Origin of the sequence: Sorangium sp. So ce185 (assembly GCF_051526825.1) — a bacterium.
In the GTDB taxonomy this organism is placed as follows: Bacteria; Myxococcota_A; Polyangia; order Polyangiales; family Polyangiaceae; genus Sorangium; species Sorangium cellulosum_D.
This window is the reverse complement of sequence record NZ_CP150316.1, coordinates 11,281,509-11,302,606: the sequence shown is the minus strand read 5'-3', so window position 1 is coordinate 11,302,606 and position 21,098 is coordinate 11,281,509. Positions and strand designations below refer to the sequence as shown.

Here is a 21,098-nt window from a genome sequence, read left to right as displayed (position 1 = left end):
CTTACCTGCCTTGCAGATCGAACTGCTCGAGGTGGTACTCCTTTCGGGGCACGAGATCGATCCGGCGCTGGAACAGCCGCTCCGCCTCCTGCACGGCGATGCGCTCGTCGTTCTTCAGGAGGTCGATCACGGCCGGATGCGCGTTCACCACGACCGAGTAGCCGGGCAGGTTCATCCGCTCGCGCCGGATCTGCCGCAGGATCTCGTAGGCGACGGTCTGCTTGGATTGCAGCTGGCCCGTCCCGTCGCAGTAGAAGCACGGCTCGAGGATCGTGCGCCCGAGGCTCTCGCGCGTCCGCTTCCGGGTCATCTCGATGAGGCCCAGATCGGAGATCCGGTTCAGCGTGGTCTTCGCCTTGTCCTTGGAGAGCAGCTCCTCGAGGCGGCGCCGCACCTTCTCGCGGTTCTGGGCGCGCTCCATGTCGATGAGGTCGAGGATGATCAGCCCGCCGATGTTGCGGAACCTGAGCTGATAGGCGATCTCCTCGACCGCCTCCATGTTCGTGGTCAGGATCGTCTCCTCGAGATCCTTCGACCCCTTGCCGACGAACCGCCCGGTGTTCACGTCGATCGCGGTGAGCGCCTCGGCCTGATCGATGATCAGGTGCCCGCCCGACGGGAGCGGGACCTTCCGCGACAGCGCGCGCTGGATCTCGTCCTCGATGCCGTACGCGTCGAAGATCGGCTCGGTCCCTTCGTAGAGCTCCACCGCGTCGGCGCGCTCGGGCATGAACATCTCGACGAAGCGCCGCAGCCGGATGTACTCCTCGCGGTCGTCGATGACGATCTTCTCGATGTCGTCGGTGAAGAGGTCGCGGGCGGTCTTCAGCACGAGGTCGAGCTCGGTGTAGAGCACCGCCGGCGCCCTCACGCCGCTCTCGCGCTTCTTCGCCACCTCGCCCCAGAGGCGCACGAGGTAGCCGACGTCGGCCTTGAGCTGCTTCTTCGTGAGGCCCTCGGCGAGCGTGCGCACGATGAGCCCGCCCTGCGGCGGCTTCATCGCCTCGATGGCGTCGCGCAGCCGAGAGCGCTCCTTCTCCGAGCCGATCCGCTTGGAGATCCCGATGTGATCGACCGTCGGCAGGTACACGACGTAGCGGCCGGGGAGGGAGATGTGGCTCGTGACCCTGGCGCCCTTCGTCCCGATGGGCTCCTTCGAGACCTGGACGATGACCTCCTGCCCTTCGCGGACGACCTCGCGGATGGGCGTCGATTTCGAGATGCGCGGCGGCTCGTTCTGCCAGCTGCGCGCGCTCTGCTGGCCGCGCGCGGCGCTCTTGCCCTTGCCGTCCCGCGCCTGCTCGCGCCCGCGCTCTCGCGTCCGCTGCTCGCCGCGCCCGCGCTGCTCGCGATCGCGTCCATCGCGTCCGCCCTGCTGTCCGCGTCCGCCCCGGTCGCGGCTTTCGCGTCCTTCGCGGCTTTCGCGTCCTTCGCGGCTTTCGCGTCCTTCGCGGCTTTCACGGCCTTCGCGGCTTTCACGGCCTTCGCGTCCCTCGCGGGCCTCGCGGCCTTCGCGGGCCTCGCGGCCTTCGCGGGCCTCGCGGCCTTCGCGGGCCTCACGGCCTTCGCGCGGCGCCTCGCGCGCTTCCGTGGCGACAGCCCCCTCGGGCGCGGCGCTGATCCCCTCGATGTTGGCGCGCCGGTCGCGCGTTCGTCCCGACCGGCGCACGCGCGCCTCGCGCCGCCCGCGCGCGCGCCCGTTGCGCGCACGCGCTGCCGGCGGCACCTCGTCGCCGGGCGCGTCGGGCGCGGCTTTCGCGGCGGCGCCCTCGGCGGCTGGCGACGCGCTCGCCTCCTGCCCGGACGGCCACTCGCCGGAGGCACGCGCAGCGGGCTCCTCGGACGCGATCTCTGCGGGGGCTTCCGTTTCCCCGCGGTCCGTGGCGTCGCTCCGCGCCTCGGGGCGCTCCTCGGCCGCGCTCCACACGTCGGCGGCGTCCTCCGGCGGCGGCGAGGCCGGCTCGAGGTCGTAGGCGGGCGTGTCGAGCTCGTCGTCGTCCTCGGCCTCGGCGTCCTCCGGCCCAGCTTCGTCGGGCCCTGACTCCTCCGGACCGGCCTCGTCGACGTCGCTGCCGCTGCCTGCCGCGACCAGCTCCTCGTCGTCGTCGTCCGCGCCCTCGTGCACGTGTCCGCCGTCGAGCCCCGGCACCGGCTCGTCGTCGGCCTCGTCGAGGGTCACCATCGAACCCACGCCGGCGAACGCCTGGCCGGAGGGGCTTCCGAGCACGTCGAGCGCCGTGGGCAGCTCGATCGGCACGTCGCTCGATTCGTCGAGCGGGCTGTCCGCCTCGAGCGGGCTCTCGGCCTCGAACCCCTCATCGGCCCCGAAATCCGCCCCTTCGTGGGGCTCGTGGTGTTCGGCTGCGGCGTCGGGGCCCTCGGGCGCGGCCTCCTCTGCGCCGGATAGCTCGTGAACCTCGCTTTCTTCAGGCCCAGGCGCCTCGCTGGCGCGCGCGGCGCGGCCTCGGGAGGAGGCGCGCTCCTCTTCGGCAGGACGGCGATGCCCAGCCAGGTATGCCTCGAAGTCGTCGGGCCGGATGAGGTCCTCGACGTGCAGGAAGGCGGCTCGCTCGAGCCCCACGTCGATGAACGCGGCCTGCATCCCGGGCAATACGCGGCTGACCTTGCCGAGGTAGATGTTTCCGAGCGTCCCCTTGGAGCTCTCCCGCTCGAGATGCAGCTCAGCGATGATCCCATTTTCGATCAGCGCGACGCGTGTCTCGCGGATGTCCACATTGATGACGAGAAGGTTCTTTCCCATGTCGGATGCCGCACATCGGCGGCGCCGCCAAGCGTTACCACGGGTTGCCCGAGCCATGAAGGCGCAACCCGGCGCGCGCTGCGCGATTGGGGGCGTCGGGGGTCGCAGGTCGCCGAGGTGGGCCGGCCGCCAGCACGTGAGCTACCTCGCGTATCCGCGGCCACGCCCCGAGGCGCGGCGGCGGCTGGCGTCGGCCCCGGGGAGCGGCGGCGGCTGGCGCCGGACGGCGTACCGGCGCCGGCCGAGGCTCCGGCGGCGGGGCAACGGGGGCCTCCTGGGACGGCGGGCGCCCCAACCTGGGACGGCGGAACCCCAACCTGGGACGGCGGAACCCCAACCTGGGACGGCGGAACCCCAACCTGGGACGGCGGAACCCCAACCTGGGACGGCGGAACCCCAACCTGGGACGGCGGAACCCCAACCTGGGACGGCGGAACCCCAACCTGGGACGGCGGAACCCCAACCTGGGACGGGGCCCCAACCTGGACCGGGGCCCCAACCTGGGACGGCGGAACCCCAACCTGGGACGGGGCCCCAACCTGGACCGGGGCCCCAACCTGGGACGGCGGAACCCCAACCTGGACCGGGGCCCCAACCTGGGACGGCGGGACCCCAACCTGGGACGGGACCCCAACCTGGGACGGGACCCCAACCTGGGACGGGACCCCAACCTGGGACGGGACCCCAACCTGGGACGGGCACCCCAACCCGGGACGGCGGCGCCTCAACCCCGGACCGGCGCCCCAACCCCGGACGGTATTCCCAGCAGCGAGCGGCCAGCCCTTGCGCAGCCTCCGACCGCCCCCGTCCTCTTATCCCCCCGGCACCCTGCCGGCGCCCCCCTCCGGCGCTGCCGCGCGCACCGCCGTCCCGCGCCGCATGTTCCAGGCCGGCCAAGGCGAGCCCCGCGCCGAGCGCGCCTGTCTCGCGGATACAGCTGCAGCAGATTCCACGCAGCCCGCAGAGCCCGCCCGCCGTCCGCCGTGCCAGCGAGCCAACAAAAGGCCGAAGGGGGCGGCCATCGGACGCCCCCTTCGGAGATGACGTGCTGCTGGTCAGCGCCTCACATCGCGCACAGCGGCTCTTCGGAGGCACCGCAGTTCTGGGCGCACTGCTCGCAGACAATGCACTTGGTGATGGCGTCGTACGCCTCCACCCCGGCCTCGTTCGCCGTGCGGCACTCGTCGATGCACGTCGCCGGATCTTCCTCGTCCGAGCAACGAGCGACGCATTTCACGAGGTCAAAACATCCCATGTCGGCATTATCATCCACACAGGCGTCGATGAACTCTTTGCATGCGTCGTCGGCGGCGCACTTGTAGCAGCCCGTCCCGTCGTCGCTGCCGCACGCGTCCGTCGTGTCATCACACGTCGGGATCCCTGTCGAGGAAGAGCTCGTGGTGCTCGCGCCTCCGTCGCCGCCCGAACCGCCGCCGCCGGCGTCGCCGCCGTTGCCGCCGTTGCCGCCGTTGCCGCCGGAGCCGCCGCTCCCGTTGCTGCTGCTGGTGGTGCCGTTGTTCGGCGGGTCGGTGTTGTCGTCACCGCACGCCACGAGGGCGCAACCGGAAATCAAAAACGCAGCGAATACCCAAGATTTCATGCTCAATACCTCCACAGAACCCAACCGACCCCTCATTCGTATACTCGGCGACCCCCCAACGCTCGGTATGCCCGCCAAACCACCCGTCCTCCTGCAACCGGCCCCCGGGTGCGCTTGTGCAGATCGTTGGTCAGAGAGAAGCATCGCGCGTGGAGAGCAAAGAAAAACAGCCACGCAAGTTGTTTTTACACGCTTGGGATCGGCCGCGCAACGGCGTCGCTCGATCCGGCTCCCTCCTTCCAAGGCGTTCTAAGCGGTTTTGCAGGCCGATCTCTCGCTGAGCGAGGCTCTCGTGGGGCTCCCCGTCGCCCCAAAATTCTACTAAAGCGGGATGTTTCCGTGTTTCTTCGCTGGGTTCTTGTCCCGCTTGTCGCGCAGGAGGTCGAGGGCACGCGCCAGCCGAATGCGGAGCATGCGCGGGTAGATCACCTCGTCTATGAAGCCGAGCTCGGCCGCCCTGTACGGGCTCGCGAACGTCGTCCTGTAGTCCTCGACGAGGCGCGCGCGGGCGGCGGCCGGGTCCGCCGCCTGCTGGATCTCCCTGCCGTAGACGATGTTCACCGCGCCCTCCGGGCCCATGAGCGCGATCTCGGCCGTGGGGAAGGCGAGGTTGTAATCGGCCCGGATGTGCTTGGACGCCATCACGTCGTAGGCGCCGCCGTAGGCCTTGCGCGTGATCACCGTGATCTTGGGCACCGTGGCCTCGGCGAACGCATAGAGCAGCTTCGCTCCATGAGAGATGATCCCCCCATATTCCTGGTCGAGCCCCGGGAGGAAGCCGGGGACGTCCACGAGCGTGACGAGCGGGACATTGAAGCAGTCGCACAGCCGGACGAAGCGCGCCGCCTTGATGCTGGCCTTGATGTCCAGGCAGCCGGCGAGCACCTGGGGCTGGTTCGCGACCACCCCGATGGGCGCGCCCCCGATCCGGGCGAGCCCCACCACGATGTTCTGCGCATAGCGCGCGTGGATCTCGAAGAAGCGGCCGTCGTCGACCACGGCGCGCACGAGCTGCTTGACGTCGTACGGCCCCGACGGCTCGAGCGGGAGCATCGTGTCGAGCTCCGGCACCTCCCGGTCGACGGGATCGACCGCGGCGCGGCGCGGCGGAGCCTCGGTGTTGTTCGAGGGCAGGAACGAGAGCAGCTCGCGGACCTGCGCGAGCGCCGCCCGATCGTCGGGTGCGGTGATGTGGCATACGCCGCTCCTGGCGGCGTGGGCGGCGGCGCCGCCGAGGTCTTCCTCGGTGACGTCTTCGTTGGTCACCGCCTTGATGAGCTCGGGGCCGTTGACGAACATGGTGCTCGTCCGCTCGGTCATCAGGATGAGGTCGGTGATGGCGGGCGAGTACACGGCGCCGCCGGCGCACGGCCCGAGGATCGCGCTGATCTGGGGGACGACCCCGCTCGCGAGCGTGTTGCGGAGGAAGATGTCGGCGTACCCGGCGAGCGACTCGATGCCCTCCTGCACCCGCGCGCCGCCCGAGTCGTTCAGCGCGACGACGGGGGCGCCCACCTTCATCGCGAGGTCCATCACCTTGCAGATCTTCGAGGCGTACGCGCCGGAGAGCGAGCCGTCGAACACGGTGAAGTCCTGCGCGAACACCACGACCTTGCGCCCGTCGACGAGGCCCCAGCCGGTCACGACGCCGTCGCCGAGGACCTTCCGCTCGTCCATGCCGAAGTCGGCGCACCGGTGGACCACGAACCGGTCGATCTCGACGAACGAGCCTGGATCGAGGAGCAGGTCGATGCGTTCCCGCGCGGAGAGCTTGCCGGCCTCGTGCTGCTTGGCGACGCGATCCCCCCCGCCCCCGTCGAGCGCGCGGCGGTTCATCTCGTCGAGACGAGCGAGCGCCGGACGCGGCAGGGCCGTCGGATCAGCCATGCCGCGCCCTACCACGGCTCCCCCCGGGGATCGAAACCCCGTCGCGCGGCGGGCCGGCGCGGCGGCGGGCCAGCGCGGCGGCGGGCCGGCACGACGGCGGAGCGGCGGAAGGGCGCGACGGCGGCCGGACGGCGCCGCGGGGGACGGGCCCACCCGCTGGTACGACAACGACGACAATGGGCGAGGTCGTCGGAATCGTGCCCGACGTGCGGGAGGTGCGAGCCGGCGGCAAGCACGCGAGGGGCGGGCGTGAGGCGCGAGCCGCGGAGGCGCGCGGGACCTGCGACGAAAAATGACCGGGCCCGGACGCCATCCGCCCTACTCTCTTGCCCAGGCGAGGGGACACCACGTAACCTGGGCAGCGCTCATTTATCGCTGGTAAATGCAGGAATTTCCGACACATAGAGTCTCTGAGGACCGGGGCGCGCGGGCGGCCATCGCCGCTCCGGCCCTGCCGCGTCGCGACTTCCAACGGGGCAGCTCGGGCCGGCGCGGCAGCAGAGCGGGCGCCTGCCACGGCGGCTGACGTGCGCCGCCTCGTGGGACGCGCACCGAGCGGCGGCGCCGGCAGCCCTGCATCCGCCGCGGGAGCGCTGCGCCCTCGCGGCGCGCGCCGCCTTGCGCTCAGCGGTCCCAGCGCGGCCTTCCGCCTCGCGTCTCGCGGTGAGATCGTTTCGGACGAGAGGTCGCTCGAGTGAAGCTCGCTCAGACTCGCGAGGCTCGTGCCCTGGCCGTCGCCGCCGTGGCGCGAGGGCTCATCGAGCCCAACGCCCTTTGGGACATGGCCTGCCGATGGACCCTCGGCGGCGCGTCGACGCCCCAGGAGCTCTTCGAGGGGATCCTCACGCCGGAGCAGCTGGCGGCGCTGCCGGAGCTGCTCGCGCAGGAGGGGCGCAGCCCGCCCGCCGCGCGCGCCCTCGCGCCGCAGGTCGACGATCTGGACGCGCTGCGCTTCGACACGCAGCGGGAGATCGATCTTCCGGGCGAGGAGGTCGTGGCCGATTTTCCGACGCTCGCGACCTCCGCCACGCGCGCCGTGAACGCCGGCGGCAGCCGCTACGAGGTCGGCGAGGCGCTCGGCGCGGGCGGCGCCGGGAAGGTGGTGAAGGCGCGCGACCGGGAGATCGGGCGCGTGGTGGCGCTGAAGACGCTGAAGCCCGGGGCCGAGGCGGACTCCGCGGTGGGCAACCGCTTCCTGACCGAGGCGCGCATCACGGCCCAGCTCGAGCACCCGAACATCATCCCGGTCTACGACCTGGGCACGCTGCCGAACGGCCAGCCCTACTACTCGATGCGGGTCGTCAAGCGGCAGAGCCTGCAAAACGTGCTGACGAACCCCGAGCTCCGCAAGCAATGGCCGCTCGTCCGGCTCATCGGCGCGTTCGTGCAGATCTCGCGGGCGCTCGCCTACGCGCACCGGCGAGGCGTCGCGCACCGCGACATCAAGCCGGAGAACGTGCTGCTCGGCGACTACGGCGAGGTGTACCTGGGCGACTGGGGCAACGCGAAGCTGCTCTCGAGGGCGGAGGTGAGCGAGCCGATCACCATCGACCCGAGCGGGCAGGACTTCGGCCGGAAGCGGCACGAGGCGGTCGCGAGCGCGCTCTCGGGCACGCCCGGGTACATCGCGCCGGAGCAGATCCGGGGGGATCAGAAGCGGATCGATCACCGCGCGGACATCTTCGCGCTCGGCGTGGTGCTCTACGAGATCCTCACCGGCGAGCACCCGTTCGACGCGCCGACCGTGCTCGCCGTGATCCTCGCGACGCAGACGCGCGACCCCAAGCCGCCGCGCTCGATCTCGCCGAGCTGCCCGCTCTTGCTCGAGGACCTCTGCCTGGCGATGCTCGCGAAGGATCCCGATCAGCGCCCGCCGACCGCCGACCGCGTCGCGGCGGAGGCCGAGGCGTTCCTCGAGGGCGCCAAGGAGCGGATGCGCCGCCGCGAGGAGGCGATCAAGCTCTGCGAGCTCGCCAAGGCCCCGCTCGAGCGCGACCGGCGGCTCGACAGCGAGCGCGAGCGGCTCGTCGAGGAGGCGCGTCGGCTGCTCAAGGACGTGAAGGAGTACGAGCCGATCGAGCGCAAGCGGGCCGGCTGGCAGCTCGAGGACAGGGCGGCCGGGGTCGAGCGCGAGCAGGCGCGCGCCGCGGCCGAGGCGATCGATCTCTACACGAAGGCGCTGGCGTACGACCCGGATCTGGTCGAGGCGCGCGCCGGGCTCGCGGACCTCTACTGGTCGCGCGCGGTCCGGGCCGACCAGGAGCACCAGCACGCGGCGCGCATCTACCACGAGGCGCTCGTCGCGGAGTTCGACGTGGGCCGCTACGCCGCGCTGCTCACCGCCGACGCGGTCCTCTCGGTCGACTCGTCGCCGTCGGGCGCCAGCGTCCTCGCGTACCGGTACGTCGAGAAGGACCGCATCCTGGTGGCGAGCGACGAGCGCGCCCTCGGCCGCACCCCGCTCCGCGAGGTGCACCTCAAGCCGGGCAGCTACCTCTTCGTCCTGAAGCGCGCCGGCTACCGGGACGTGCGCTACCCGCTGCTGCTCAAGCGGGGCACCCACCACCGCGTCGAGGTGAACCTCTACACCGACGCGGAGATCGGCGAGGGGTTCGTCTACATCCCCGGGGGGACGTTCATCGCCGGCGGCGACGCGCAGGCCTACGATCCGCTCCGCCGGGCCGAGCTCCACGTCCCCGACGTCGCGATCGCGAAGTTCCCGGTCACCTTCCGCGAGTACTGCGAGTTCTTGAACGAGCTCGAGTCGCGCGATCTCGATCTCGCGCTCAAGCGCGCGCCGCACGGGACGCGCGGCTCCGAGGGCTACGTCGCGCGGCCGGCCAGCGGCGGCGGGTGGGAGCCGCTGCCCACCGTCGTCGAGGGCGACGCGCAGAAGCGGTTCCCGGCCGAGGAGGGGCACCTCTGGAACCTGCCCGTCATCCTCATCGACTGGTTCGACGCCGTGGCCTACTGCCGCTTCCGGAGCGAGCGTGACGGGATCGAGGTCCGGCTCCCCACCGAGCTCGAATGGGAGAAGGCGGCGCGCGGGACCGACGGCCGGTTCTACCCGTGGGGAGATCATTTCGATCCCACGTTCTGCCTGATGCGCTCGTCGCGACCTTTCCTCGCGCAGCCGGAGCCGGTCGGGACGTTCCCCATCGACACCTCGCCCTACGGCGTGCGCGACATGGCGGGCGGCGTGCGCGAGTGGGTCGCCGACGTGAACGGCGAGAAATCGTGGGTGGAGACGTCGCTTGAGATCGAGTCGACCGCCGACGCCGGCAGCGACGCGCCCCCGTGGCGCATCGCCCGCTCCGGGAGCTGGGCCGCGGACTCGCAGCAGTGCAGGAGCGCGTCGCGCACCCGCTTCTTCGGGATCACGCGGGCCCTGAACCTGTCGTTCCGGATCGCGAAGCCGCTCTCGCGCGGCCCGGGCCGCTGAGCGGGCGGCTCAGCCGCCGGGCTGCGGCGGGGGGTCGACGTACTCGACCTCGACGCCGCGGTGGGTGCGGAGCACCGTGCGCCCGGGCCGGCGATCGACGACGTAGTCGGGGCCGACCGGCACCTTGCCCATCCCGCCCGGGGTATCGACGATCAGCTTCGGCAGCGCGATGCCGGTGAGCCGTCCCTGGAGCTGCTCCATGAGGGAGATGCCGGTCGCGAGCGGCGTGCGCAGGTGCGCGGTGCCGCGCACGGGGTCCATCTGGAGCAGGTAGTACGGGCGCACGCGCCAGCGCACGAGCCCCCGGAAGAGGGCGGACAGCGTGGTCGCGTCGTCGTTGATGCCGCGCAGCAGCACGGTCTGGTTCATCACGGGGAAGCCGTTGTCCACGAGCCGCTTGCAGGCGCGCTCGGCGGCGGGCGTGAGCTCCTTCGGGTGGTTGAAGTGCGTCATCACCCAGAGCGGATGGTGCGGCCTGAGCGCGCGCACGAGCTCCGCGGTGATGCGCTGAGGCAGCGTGACCGGCACGCGCGTGGCGATGCGGATCGTCTCGACGCTCGGGATCTGCCGCAGCCGGGCGATCAGCCGCACGACGCGGTCCGTCGAGACCGCGAGGGGATCGCCGCCGCTCACGATGACGTCGCGCACCTCCGGGTGCGCCTCGAGGTAGGCCATGGCCGGCGCGAGGCGCTCGAGCGCCACCGCGCCGCCGCCGTCGCCGACCATGCGCGAGCGGGTGCAGAACCGGCAGTACACCGCGCAGCGATCGGTCGCGAGCAGCAGCGCGCGATCCGGGTAGCGCTGCACGAGGTGCGGCGCGACCTCGTGCGCGACCTCGCCGAGAGGATCGACCAGATCTCCGGGCACCTCGGCGGCCTCGTCGGCGAGCGGCACGCACTGACGGCGGATCGGGCACGCGGGGTCGCCCTTGTCGCAGAGGCTCAGGTAGTACGGGGTGACGCGGACGGGCAGCCCGGCCTTCTCGGCGCGCCGCGCGCCCGCGAGCTCCTCCGGCGTGAGCGACAGCGCCCGGTGCAGCTCGTCGGCGCTCGAGAGCGCGTGGCGCAGCTGCCATGTCCAGTCGCTCTGCCGCGCCTTGGCGCGGGCCGGTCGCGCGCCCTGCTCACCGCCCGCGGCGGGCGCCGCGGGGAGCTCGGGCGGCGCGACGGCGCGGGCGCCCGCGCCGTCGTCGCTGGGCCGCCGGGTGAGCTGCGCCGGGGCGACGAGCGCGCTACTTGCCCGCATCGCTCGACGAGGGCGCGGCGCCGCCGGCCTGCTCCGGCTGCGGCGCGCTGGGCTTCGCGGGATCGGGCTGCGGCGCGCTCCCGGGCTGCGTGAGCTGCGGCGGCAGCTTCACCGAGGAGAGCGCCGCGTCGTTGATCTCGACGGGGAACTTCTTCCGCAGCTCGTCCTCGAGGGCGCGCTCCTGCTCCTGCATCTTCTGCTGGAGGAGCGCGACGCGGATCGAGCGCTCGGCCTCCGCGAGCGCGCGCCGGTGCCCGCCCGTGAGCCCGCTCAGGCGGACGATGTAGAACCGGCCGTCGGCCTCGACGAGCTCGTCGCTGACGGCCCCCACGCTGGCGATCCGGAAGACGGCCGCGCGGACCGGCTCCGGGACCTGCGGGTGGGCGCCGCGCGGATCGCCGGGCGGGCTGACGATGCCGAGCTCGCCCGCGAGATCGAGCGGCGGCGCCTTGCTCTTGTCCTTCGGCGCGCCGAGCGAGTGCTTGAGGAAGAGCTCTCCCCACGCGCTGCTGCTCGCGGCCTTCTGCGCTTCCTTGAGGACCTTCTCCCCGAGCGCCCTGTCGCCCACCACGATGGCGGAGACGCGCCTTCGCTCGGGCTCGCTGAACTTGTCCGCGTTCGCCTCGTAGTACGCGCGCACCTCGGATGCCGGGATGTCGGCCGGCGCGGGCAGGCCCTTGCGCGCCTGGGCGATCATCGCCTCGCGGAGGATCTGCCGGATCGCGTCCTCGACCGCGGCCTCCTTGTCGAGGCCGCGGCGCTTCGCTTCCAGCGCGAGCAGCTCCGCGTCGATGATCTCGCTGAGCAGCTCGCGGCGCCGCTCCTTCGTCTGATAGCGGAGCCGATCGAACTGATCCATTCGCTCCAGCGTCCTGCCGAAGTCGCCGAGGGTGATCACCCGGTCGCCGACCTTCGCGAGCACGCGCGCCGACTGCTCGGCGCTGAGCCCGAGGACCGGCTCGCCCGCGTCCGCCGGGACCTGGAGGGCGGGCTCATCGCAGCTCGAGACGAGCGCGGCGAGCGAGATGGCGAGCAGGGGGCGGCGCACCGGAGCTCGGATCATTGCTGGCTCGGGGTCTAGCACGGTTTCCTCGCGGCTCGAGGGCGCGCCGGCCTGGCTCGCGCCGGCGGGGCGCCTCGGCCCGTCGCCCGCGGCGGGGCGCTGCGGGACGATCGCGCGCGCTCAGTCGACGATCGTGCCGATCTCCTCGCCCCTGCACACGCGGAGGATGTTGCCGCGGGTCATGAGCTTGAACACGCGGATGGGCATCTTGTTCTCGCGGCAGAGGGTGACCGCGGTCGAGTCCATGACCCCGATCCTGTCCGCGAGGAAGCGGTCGTAGCTCAGGTGCGCGAACATCTGCGCGCCCTCGTGGCGCACGGGATCGCGGTCGTAGATGCCCTCGACCTTGGTCGCCTTGAACAGCGCCTGCGCCTGGATCTCCATCGCCCGCAGCGCTGCCGCCGTGTCGGTCGAGAAGAACGGGTTGCCGGTGCCCGCGGCGAAGATGACGATGCTGCCCTTCTCCAGGTGACGCATCGCCCTGCGGCGGATGTACGGCTCGGCGACCTGCCGGATCTCGATCGCGGTCATGACGCGCGTCGGCACGCCCGTCTTCTCGAGCGCGTCCTGCAGGGCGAGCGCGTTGATGACGGTGGCGAGCATGCCCATGTAGTCGCTCTGGGAGCGGTCCATGCCCGCGCTCGCGCCCTTCAGCCCGCGGAAGATGTTGCCTCCGCCCACGACGATCCCGATCTGCACCCCCATCCGCTGGAGCTCGGCGATCTCGCCGGCCACGTGGTGGAGCGTCTCGGGGCGTATGCCGAACCCGCCTTCTTCGCCGCAGAGCGCCTCGCCGCTCAGCTTGAGGACGATGCGGCGGTATTTCAGCCCTGGGACCGGACGGGGGGGAGGGGGGAGGAGGGAATCCTGCTCAGCGGCCACGGGGGCACCTCGTAGCCGGGACCTGCGTCGAGGGCAACGAGCAACGTGCGCCGCGCGGCGCCGTCGACTGACGAGCGGAGCGACGCGGCAGCGCGGCGCCGCGGCGCAGAGCCGCCGAGCGGCATGTACCTTGCGCTGGCCGGAGCAGGGCGCTACTCTCGGCCCCCCTATGGCGCGTGTGACTGTGGAAGACTGCCTCGAGCGCGAGGAAAACCGTTTCGCCCTCGTCGTGCTTGCGGCCAACCGGACGCGGCAGCTCATGAAGGGCTCGGACGCCCTCGTGAAGACGAAGAACAAGCCTGCCGTGACCAGCCTTCGGGAGATCGCGGCCGGCAAGGTGCACTTCCACCGGAGCTCCCACGAGGTCGTGTCCGAGTGGCTCCAGCAGATGAACGCTGGCGGCCAGCGCTGAGGGCGCGTCGGGCGAGCGTGCTCTCGTGAGGCACGCCTCCGTCGGCCCGGCATCTCGGCGCGCTCCCGCCCGAGTGCCAGCGCTGCGCTCGATCCGCTGCTTCCCATGAAAGGTGCGGCCACGCCCCGGTCGAGGCGGTCTTTGCGCTCGGGCCAGCCTCGCGACCCGGAGCTCGATGCGGGGACGTCGGCCCACTACGAGGACCCGGCGTACTACGCGAAGACGTATGCGCGCCGGCAGGACGACGTCCGCTACTACGTCGATCTCTCGGTGGCGTCCGGCGGGCCGGTGCTCGAGTACGGCTGCGGCAACGGGCGGATCACGCTGCCCGTCGCGAGGGCAGGGGTCCGGATCACGGGCGTGGATCTATCGGCGCCGATGCTCGGCGATCTGCGCGCGCAGCTCGGGCGGGAGCCGCGCGGCGTCTCCTCTCGCGTGAGCGTCCGGCGAGCGGACATGCGGGCGCTGCGGCTAGGGCGCCGCTTTCCGCTCGTGATCTGCCCCTTCAACGCGTTCCTGCACCTGTACACGCGCCCGGACGTCGAGCGCTTCCTCGCGCGGGCGCGCGAGCACCTGACGCCGCGGGGCGAGCTCGTCTTCGACGTGTCCATGCCCGAGCCGGCCGAGCTCGCGCGCGATCCGGATCGCGCCTACGCCACGCCACGCTTCCGGTATCCCGAGAAGGACGGCCCGGGCACGGTCGTCCGGTACACGGAGCGGTTCGACTACGACAAGGTCCGGCAGATCCTGTTCGTGTCCATGGAATTTTCGCCCGTCGACGGCGGCGAGCGCTGGATGACGCCGCTCGCCCATCGTCAGTTCTATCCGCAGGAGCTCGAGGCCTTGCTCCACTACAACGGCTTCGAGATCACGGCGCTCCGCAGCGACTTCTCCGCAGCGCCGCCCGACAACCAGACGAGCATGCTGCTCTATCACTGCCGTCCCCGGCGCTCCGTTCGCACCAGCCGCGCTTAGGCGCCGAGCGACCGCGACGCGGACGCGTCGTCAGCGGGAAGAGCAGGACCGCAGGTCAGCGAAACCCACGCGCGATCCCGCCTCGCGGAGGCGCCGGGTCGCCATCGCACGAGCGCGCGACGGGACGGCCGCCGCGCGCGGCTGCCAGCTCGCGCGCCGCGCGCGGATCCGCGAGGCGCTCTCAGACGCCGATGTAGAGCCGGTGGGCGAAGTTGCGCTCGAGCTTCGCGCGCAGCACCTTCTCCGCCGCCGTCTCGATGTCGTACTCGACGCGCTTGAACTCGAAGCGCTTCGTCTCGCTGTCGTAGATCGTGTAGCTCGCGCGGTTGTCGTAGTCCCGCGGCTGTCCGACCGACCCGACGCTCACGATGTACTTGCGCCCCTGCTCGAGCTGGAAGTCCACCGCCGGGAGCTCCTCGACGCTGTTCGGCGTGAGCGCGAACACCTTGCAGAGGTGGGAGTGACCGATCAGCGTGATGTGGCCGAGCTCGTTCCACATGGGCAGGCACTCGCGCGCCTGCTCGGGGGCGAAGATGTACTCGAACTCCTCGAGCCGGACGGGCGATCCGTGGCAGAGGTCGACGTTGATGTCCGTCAACTTCTCCTGGTACGTCAGGCTCCGGAGCCACGCCGCGTTCTCGGAGGAGAGCATCGCAGCGTGCGTGTCGAGCGCCTGCCGGGCAGCCTCGTAGTAGTACGAGTAGTCCATCCGACCTGCGACGGCCGCGTCGTGGTTGCCGAGGATCGTCTTCTTGGCCACCTTCCGGACGAGGTCGGCGCATTCGTTCGGCGAGCCGCCGTAGCCGACCGTGTCCCCGAGGCAGTAATAGACGTCGATGCGCTCGTGGCGGTAGGACTCGAGCACAGCGCTGAGCGCCTCGTAGTTGGCGTGCGTATCGCTGAAGATCCCGAGTCTCATTTCGACGCGAGGGCGGAGCTTAGCACGATGGCCTCGACTTCCGTTAGGAATTCAAACCCGAATCCACGGCCGGGCTGATCAGGGCGGGGGCTCAGGGCGACCGGCTTTCCGGAGCAGCTTCGGCGGCCCATGCTTTCGCTGCGCCGGCACTTCCCTTCGAGGCGGAGCTTCGAGGAGGAGCGAGGGCCGGCCACGTTCCATCTCGACGATTCGCCCGACGATCCGACCCGACGACCCCGGCCCGACGACCCCGACAATCCCGAAGCCTCAGGAGCTGTCGGGATCGTTGCGACCACCGAGCCTGCGGAGGCGCTTGCTGAGTCGCTCCCAGCGCGACCACGTTGACGAGCAGCCACCCGCACCGGAGAAGGATAGCGTGGAGCCCATGGATACCAAACAGAACGGTGCAGGGTCCTCTCCGATTTCTCTGGAGCGGTCGGCCGAGCCTGCTCCGTCCGCTGCAGCTGTCGCGCCGCCGCCGCCCGCCGTGGAGGATCTCGCCGAGGGGTGCGTCCGGTTTGTCGAGCGCGCTCTCGGTGTACGGCTTGACTATCGGCCGGAGACCCTCCCCGTGCTCGACCACTACCTGGAGCAGGCGCGTGGGGCGACGTCGGAGAGGGTCGAGGCGTTGCCGGTGGTCGCTCACATGGCGGGCGTGTACTTCGGCGAGGTCATCCGGCGCCGGCACGCGTCGTGGTGGCGCATGGACGGCGAGGATCCGACCTACTGGCAGCTGGAGTTCGAGTCGGTCTACCTCGCGTTCAGCCCGGTGCTCTTCATCCGGGAGGCGCTCACGCGCGGTCGCGGCGCCGAGGCCGCGCGGGACCTGGCCGAGGACTCGGTGAGCGGCGATCCGGCGGCGCTCGAGCTGGAGGAGGAGGACCGCGAGGCGGTCGCCGAGAGGCTCGCGGAGCTGCCGCAGGTCTCCGAGGACGAGTACTACGCCCCGTCGACGCGGCTCGAGGTGATCGACATCGCCGTGGACGCGATCCGCTCGCGCCGGCTCGCGGCCGGCGAGGAGACGGACGCCGCGCTCGAGCCGGGCGACTACGAGCGCGGCGACGGCTGATCCCGGTGCGGCGGCGCGCGAGCGGCTTTCGCGCGCGCGTCGCGACGCCGCCGCGCGTCGCGACGCGCGCGCGAAAGCCGCTCGCGCGCCGCGCTGCGCGTGGGACGTGCTCCGGAGGCGGCGACCGGTGGTATCGTCGCCATCGTGTTGTGGGTCCTCTTCGGGCTGCTGCTCCTCATCTCGTGGGCGGCGTACTTCACGTTCGGGCTGTCCACCGCGGTCCCGATCGCGGCGAGCGTCGTCGTCGCGCTCTCCGCGGTCGCGCTCTTCGTGTACCGCCGCGTCAAGGCGGGCCGCGCCGCGTCTGCCCTGGAGCGGGCGATCGTCCAGCAGGGGGCGCAGCAGGCGCTCAACGCGCGGCCCGAGCGGCGCGCCGAGATCCAGGAGCTCCAGCGGCAGGTCCAGGGCGGCATCAGCGCGCTGAAGAGCTCGAAGCTCGGCAAGGGCAAGAAGCACGGCAGCGCCGCGCTCTACTCGCTGCCCTGGTACGTCATCATCGGCCCGCCGGGGGCAGGGAAGACGACGGCGCTGAAGCACTCCGGCCTCGTCTTCCCCTACGCGCACCCGAGCAACGGCGGCGGCGTACGCGGCGTCGGCGGGACGCGGAACTGCGACTGGTGGTTCACCAACGAGGCGATCCTCCTCGACACCGCGGGGCGCTACACGACCGAGCAGGACGACCACGAGGAGTGGATCGCGTTCCTGCAGATGCTCCTCAGGCACCGCGCCCGTCGCCCGCTCAACGGCATCCTCGTCGCCGTCAGCGTGACGGACGTCATCGACGCGAGCGAGCAGCACATCGAGCAGATGGGGAAGAAGCTCCGGGCGCGCATCGACGAGGTCATGACGCAGCTCCACATGGTGCTGCCCGTCTACCTCCTGTTCACCAAGTGCGATCTCATCGCGGGCTTCTCGGAGTTCTTCGGCGACATGCGCAAGAGCGACCGCGCCCAGGCGTGGGGGGCGACGCTCAAGCTGAGCGCGGACAAGGCCGACCCGGGGAGGCTCTTCGACGCCGAGTTCGACGCCCTCGCGAAGCAGATCCACGGCCGCGCGCTGAAGCGGCTCGTCATGGAGCGCAGCCGGGAGGTGCGCGAGCGCGTCTACCAGTTCCCGCTCGAGTTCTCGGGCATCCGCCGGAACCTCTCCGATCTGGTCTCGACCGTCTTCATGGTCAACGCCTTCCAGGGCACGCCCATCTTCCGCGGCTTCTACTTCACGAGCGGCACGCAAGAGGGCAGGCCGCTCGACCGGGTGCTCCAGCGCATGGGCCAGGCGATGGGGATCCGCACGCACGAGGCGGCGGCTCAGCAGAACGTGGAGTCGAAGAGCTACTTCCTCCACGACGTGTTCATGAACGTCGTCTTCCCGGACGGGGACATCGCCGCGAGGAGCGCGAGCGAGATCCGGCGCCAGCGCGTCGTGCGCGGCGCGATCAGCGCGGCGGCCGCGGCCCTCGGGGTCATCCTCGCGATCCCGAGCGTGGTGTCGTTCGGCAACAACCGCGAGTTCCTGCGCGGGGTCGAGGCCGACGCGCGCGCCGTGAGCGCGCTCCGGTGGGAGGACACGCGGCCGCTCTCGGACAAGCTCGCCGCGCTCAGGCCCGCGCTGGATCGGCTGCAAGAGATCGACAAGGCGCGCGAGGAGGGGCCGCCGGACGGGATGGGCTGGACGATGTTCCAGGGCGAGACGGTCTACCCCCCGCTCTTGCACGTCTACGTCGCGAGCCTCCAGAACGGCTTCGTGATCCCGTGCAAGCAGCGGCTCGAGGACCGCCTCAAGCTCGCGAAGGGAGAGCACTACCTGCGCGAGCGCAACGACCTCAAGCTGTACCTGATGCTGAGCGACGTCGAGCACCTCGACATCAACTGGGCGAAGGACAGGCTCACCTCGCTCTGGGCCGAGGTGCTCCGGCCGACGTCGAACCTCAACGAGAGCGACCTGAAGAAGCAGCTCGAGCCGCACGTCAGGTATTACCTGTCGCTCATCAAGCAGAAGAGGGTCACGCCCGTCGCGCCCAAGGCGGAGCTGGTCGCGAGCGTGCGCGCGACGCTGCAGGCCGTGCCGGTGCGGAAGCGCTACTACGACTTCTTCGTCAACTCGATCATCGAGGAGAAGTACGACGAGACGGGCGACAACAGCCGCGCGAACCGCAAGTACCCGCCGCTCACGCTGGCCGACATGTTCGCCGACCGCCCGGACGTGCTGAAGGTCATCAGCAGCAAGCAGTTCGCCAAGGAGAAGCGCTGGAAAGAGGTCGACGGTCCGTACACCGAGAGCGGGCACTTCGAGGTGCTCGATAAGATCCGCCAGGGAGCCGACCTCTTGAGGGCAGAAGAGTGGGTCGTGCCGCTCGCGCCCGGCGAGAGCGCCGCGATCGACAAGGATCTGGACGGCCTCGCGGCCGACTACGACGCCCGGTACATCGCGCAGTGGACCGACTGGATGGCGGACCTGACCGTGCGGATGCCGGCCAACCTCAAGGAGGCGAAGGAGCTCTACATGGAGCTCGCCAAGCCGGACTACCCGTACCTCCGCATCCTCCGCGCGCTCGAGGACAACACGCAATGGAAGCGGGATCGCAGCGCGATCGAGGACTCGGGCTTGCTCAAGCTGGGGAAGCAGCGCGTCGAGAGGAAGATCGAGCAGACGACGAGGTTCAAGGTCCCCATCGACGTAAAGCTCATCCGGAACCGCCCGAGCCCGGTCCCGGACGCGTTCAAGCGGACCGTCGAGTTCGGCGTTCCCGCTGCGTCGAGCGGCTCCGCGCCGATCACGGACACGCCGCTGGCGAGGTACATCTCGCTGCTCAGCTCCCTGCGCGACGAGATCCAGCGGCTCGAGGACGTGAACCCCAACGTCGACGCGCGCCTCATGGCCGAGCGGCTGGTCGAGGCGATACGGCAAGCGGACGCGCTCCTCCAGCCCTTCGACGAGCGGGCCAAGACGCTGCTCCGTCCGCTCTTGCTGACCCCGCTCCAGGTGGTGGCCGCGCGGCTGCCGCCGCTGTCGGCCACCTCCCGCTTTCCTGCGGCGTCGGCAGCCGCGCAGCGCTGAGCGGCGCGGCGCCGCTCAGACCTCGATGCGGATCTCGTCGCGGCCTGGCTGCACCGCGCCGGTCGCGGGATCGAACGTGAGGACCATCTCGACCGCGTCCTCGCCGTTGTCGCTGTAGTACCGGGGGCGCACGCCCATCGCCGTGAAGCCGAGCTTCCGGTAGAGCCGGATCGCCGCCCGGTTGGAGCGGCGCACCTCGAGCAGGACCAGCCGCACGCGCTGCTCCTGCGCGTACTCGAGCGAGCGGCGCATCAGCGCCGTCGCGAGCCCGCGCCGCCGCGCGGTCGGGCAGGTGGCGACGTTGAGCACGTGCAGCTCGTCGGCCACGTGCCACGCGATGAGGAAGGCGAGCGCGCGCCGCTCCTCGCGCGCGACCCAGCACCGCGTCCAGGGGCGGCCCAGCTCCTCTCGCGCGGAGAACTGCGGCACGTCGAAGGCCGCGGACGCGACCGCGTCGATCTCGTCGAGCGCGGCGTCGTCCGCGGACTCGGCCGTCAGCTGGATCAGCGTGGGCGCGCTCTTCGCTGCGTCGCGCCTCACCTCGCCACCTCCGTGGGGCAGCCGGAGACGATCTGCACCTGCCCGACCCGCCCGCTCTTGAGCTTCTGGCACGCGTCCCCGAGGAGCTCGACGACCGCGGGGGAGCTCCAGCGCCAGCCGTCCTCCGGGTCGTACGGGACCAGCTCTTCGTCCAGGTAGACGTTGGTCTGCCCGTCCTCGGGCGGCGGGTCGACGAGGTCGAACTCGCAGGAGACGACGATGCTGGCGATCTTCGACAGGACGTTGCCGAGCGTGTCGAGGTCGTCCACCTTGAAATAGAACGGGCTCACGAACTGCGCCGTGCCGCCGGCGAGCGCCATCTGGTCGAGGACGTCGCCGTAGAACTCGCTCCCCGGGATGCCGACGACGTAGACTTCGATCCCGCTCGCCGCGAGCCGCTCGATCGCGGCGACCGTATCGCCGCGGTCGAGGCACCCTCCTGGCCCCGAGAGGCCTGACGGTGTGCAGCAGTTCTCCTGGGGGCATTGTTGCTCGATGTTGGCGATGCACTCCTCGGCGCCGCACGTCGCGGCGCTGTTGCAGTTCGGGCCGCCGTCGGTCGCGAGCACCACGATCGTCTTGCCCGGGAGCTCCACGAGGCTCGGCGTGAGCGCCGCGAGCGTCGCCGCGGTCGGCGTCCCGCCGAGCGGCTCGACGCGCGTCGCCGAGCGGAACCTCGAGGTCGTCGTGGCGCCTTCCTGCGAGGCGGCGAAGGGATCTCCCGGCGTGACGGGGAACACCTCGCCGCCGGGCTTGCACGGCGCATCGGAGGTCGCGTCCAGCGGGAACACGGCGGCGCCGACGTTGATCAGCGGGCCCAGGTTGTGCACTAGGTCGACCGCCGCCTCGCGCACCCGGTCGTAGCGGGTCGCGCGCGACGAGGCAGGGCTGAGCATGCTGCCCGACGCGTCGAGGACGAAGTAGAGGTTCGGCGCCTCGGCGATCGTCACCTCGTGGACCTGGTTGCCGCAGAGCCCACCCGCGTCCACGGGCGGCGGCCCGCTCGAGCCCCCGGGGCCAGGGTCGAACTCGTCCTCCGGCTCCTGCGCGCCCTGGCCGCCGCCGTTGCGTGGACGCTGCGCCTGGCCTTCGTCCTCGCAGGCGGACAGCGCCGCGCCGCCGAGCGCGAGCGCGGCCGCGAGGCCGCAGAGCATGCCGTAGACGCCGGCGCGCTGCTTCACGGCCGTCTTCATGGAGAGCAGCGTACCACGCCCGTTCGCACCGGCAGCGCCGGCGCGGGCGGCGA

14 protein-coding genes are annotated in these 21,098 nt (G+C 71.2%); 5 read left to right on the top strand and 9 right to left on the bottom strand.

Annotated features, from left to right (window positions below):
- Window position 1: 1 nt before the first annotated feature.
- The 3 genes from WMF26_RS41600 to WMF26_RS41590 all read right to left on the bottom strand — a co-directional run bounded on the left by WMF26_RS41600 (window position 2) and on the right by WMF26_RS41590 (window position 6,248).
- Window positions 2–2,761, bottom strand: coding sequence for an Rne/Rng family ribonuclease (locus WMF26_RS41600; RefSeq protein WP_437997252.1), 2,760 nt, complete (start codon window positions 2,759–2,761; stop codon window positions 2–4).
- Between the two features lie 1,063 nt (window positions 2,762–3,824).
- Window positions 3,825–4,361: a hypothetical protein gene (locus tag WMF26_RS41595; RefSeq protein ID WP_437997251.1), complete on the bottom strand. Its 537-nt coding sequence runs from the start codon at window positions 4,359–4,361 to the stop codon at window positions 3,825–3,827.
- Window positions 4,362–4,682: 321 nt separating this feature from the next.
- Window positions 4,683–6,248, bottom strand: coding sequence for an acyl-CoA carboxylase subunit beta (locus WMF26_RS41590; RefSeq protein WP_437997250.1), 1,566 nt, complete (start codon window positions 6,246–6,248; stop codon window positions 4,683–4,685).
- A 781-nt stretch (window positions 6,249–7,029) separates the two neighbouring features.
- Between WMF26_RS41590 and WMF26_RS41585 the strand changes: the two genes are divergently transcribed.
- Entirely contained in the window at window positions 7,030–9,690 is a 2,661-nt protein-coding gene (locus WMF26_RS41585; RefSeq protein WP_437997249.1) for a protein kinase domain-containing protein, read from the top strand.
- A gap of 9 nt (window positions 9,691–9,699) precedes the next feature.
- Here WMF26_RS41585 and WMF26_RS41580 read toward each other — a convergent pair whose 3' ends face one another.
- The 3 genes from WMF26_RS41580 to pyrH form a co-directional block, all read right to left on the bottom strand.
- A complete protein-coding gene (locus WMF26_RS41580; RefSeq protein ID WP_437997248.1) occupies window positions 9,700–10,935 on the bottom strand; it encodes a KamA family radical SAM protein in 1,236 nt (411 codons plus the stop codon).
- Window positions 10,922–11,983, bottom strand: coding sequence for a peptidylprolyl isomerase (locus WMF26_RS41575; RefSeq protein WP_437997247.1), 1,062 nt, complete (start codon window positions 11,981–11,983; stop codon window positions 10,922–10,924). Before WMF26_RS41575 ends, WMF26_RS41580 begins: the two co-directional genes overlap by 14 nt.
- A 135-nt stretch (window positions 11,984–12,118) precedes the next feature.
- Window positions 12,119–12,880, bottom strand: coding sequence for a UMP kinase (pyrH, locus tag WMF26_RS41570; RefSeq protein WP_437315352.1), 762 nt, complete (start codon window positions 12,878–12,880; stop codon window positions 12,119–12,121).
- 169 nt (window positions 12,881–13,049) lie between these two features.
- Between pyrH and rpoZ the strand changes: the two genes are divergently transcribed.
- Together rpoZ and WMF26_RS41560 are read left to right on the top strand one after the other, a co-directional pair.
- On the top strand, window positions 13,050–13,292 hold the full coding sequence (gene rpoZ, locus WMF26_RS41565; RefSeq protein WP_044966694.1) for a DNA-directed RNA polymerase subunit omega: 243 nt from the start codon (window positions 13,050–13,052) through the stop codon (window positions 13,290–13,292).
- A 141-nt stretch (window positions 13,293–13,433) separates the two neighbouring features.
- Window positions 13,434–14,267 (top strand): class I SAM-dependent methyltransferase, encoded by an 834-nt coding sequence (locus tag WMF26_RS41560; RefSeq protein WP_437997246.1) that lies wholly within the window; start codon window positions 13,434–13,436, stop codon window positions 14,265–14,267.
- A 181-nt stretch (window positions 14,268–14,448) separates the two neighbouring features.
- On the opposite strand, the gene WMF26_RS41555 is transcribed toward WMF26_RS41560, so the two are convergent.
- The gene (locus WMF26_RS41555) at window positions 14,449–15,186 is read right to left on the bottom strand and encodes a metallophosphoesterase family protein (protein WP_020740319.1); all 738 of its coding nucleotides are present in this window, start codon (window positions 15,184–15,186) and stop codon (window positions 14,449–14,451) included.
- Between the two features lie 385 nt (window positions 15,187–15,571).
- Here WMF26_RS41555 and WMF26_RS41550 point away from each other — a divergent pair, with 385 nt between their 5' ends.
- Both WMF26_RS41550 and tssM read left to right on the top strand, forming a co-directional pair.
- Entirely contained in the window at window positions 15,572–16,255 is a 684-nt protein-coding gene (locus WMF26_RS41550; RefSeq protein ID WP_437951636.1) for a hypothetical protein, read from the top strand.
- A 99-nt stretch (window positions 16,256–16,354) separates the two neighbouring features.
- Window positions 16,355–19,312, top strand: a complete 2,958-nt coding sequence (gene tssM / locus WMF26_RS41545) for a type VI secretion system membrane subunit TssM (RefSeq protein ID WP_437997245.1) — start codon at window positions 16,355–16,357, stop codon at window positions 19,310–19,312.
- Between the two features lie 15 nt (window positions 19,313–19,327).
- Here the strand turns inward: tssM and rimI are convergent, their stop codons facing one another.
- Complete coding sequence (gene rimI, locus WMF26_RS41540; RefSeq protein ID WP_061628295.1) at window positions 19,328–19,852, bottom strand: ribosomal protein S18-alanine N-acetyltransferase; 525 nt, start codon at window positions 19,850–19,852, stop codon at window positions 19,328–19,330.
- The gene (locus tag WMF26_RS41535; protein WP_437997244.1) at window positions 19,849–21,045 is read right to left on the bottom strand and encodes a vWA domain-containing protein; all 1,197 of its coding nucleotides are present in this window, start codon (window positions 21,043–21,045) and stop codon (window positions 19,849–19,851) included. Before WMF26_RS41535 ends, rimI begins: the two co-directional genes overlap by 4 nt.
- Window positions 21,046–21,098: the final 53 nt, after the last annotated feature.

What these genes read in the sequence shown, in the direction of transcription:
- WMF26_RS41600 (WP_437997252.1), bottom strand. Translation starts at nt 2,761, where the DNA reads ATGGGAAAGAACCTTCTCGTCATCAATGTGGACATCCGCGAGACACGC.
- WMF26_RS41595 (WP_437997251.1), bottom strand. Translation starts at nt 4,361, where the DNA reads ATGAAATCTTGGGTATTCGCTGCGTTTTTGATTTCCGGTTGCGCCCTC.
- WMF26_RS41590 (WP_437997250.1), bottom strand. Translation starts at nt 6,248, where the DNA reads ATGGCTGATCCGACGGCCCTGCCGCGTCCGGCGCTCGCTCGTCTCGAC.
- WMF26_RS41585 (WP_437997249.1), top strand. Translation starts at nt 7,030, where the DNA reads ATGGCCTGCCGATGGACCCTCGGCGGCGCGTCGACGCCCCAGGAGCTC.
- WMF26_RS41580 (WP_437997248.1), bottom strand. Translation starts at nt 10,935, where the DNA reads ATGCGGGCAAGTAGCGCGCTCGTCGCCCCGGCGCAGCTCACCCGGCGG.
- rpoZ (WP_044966694.1), top strand. Translation starts at nt 13,050, where the DNA reads ATGGCGCGTGTGACTGTGGAAGACTGCCTCGAGCGCGAGGAAAACCGT.
- WMF26_RS41555 (WP_020740319.1), bottom strand. Translation starts at nt 15,186, where the DNA reads ATGAGACTCGGGATCTTCAGCGATACGCACGCCAACTACGAGGCGCTC.
- WMF26_RS41550 (WP_437951636.1), top strand. Translation starts at nt 15,572, where the DNA reads ATGGATACCAAACAGAACGGTGCAGGGTCCTCTCCGATTTCTCTGGAG.
- WMF26_RS41535 (WP_437997244.1), bottom strand. Translation starts at nt 21,045, where the DNA reads ATGAAGACGGCCGTGAAGCAGCGCGCCGGCGTCTACGGCATGCTCTGC.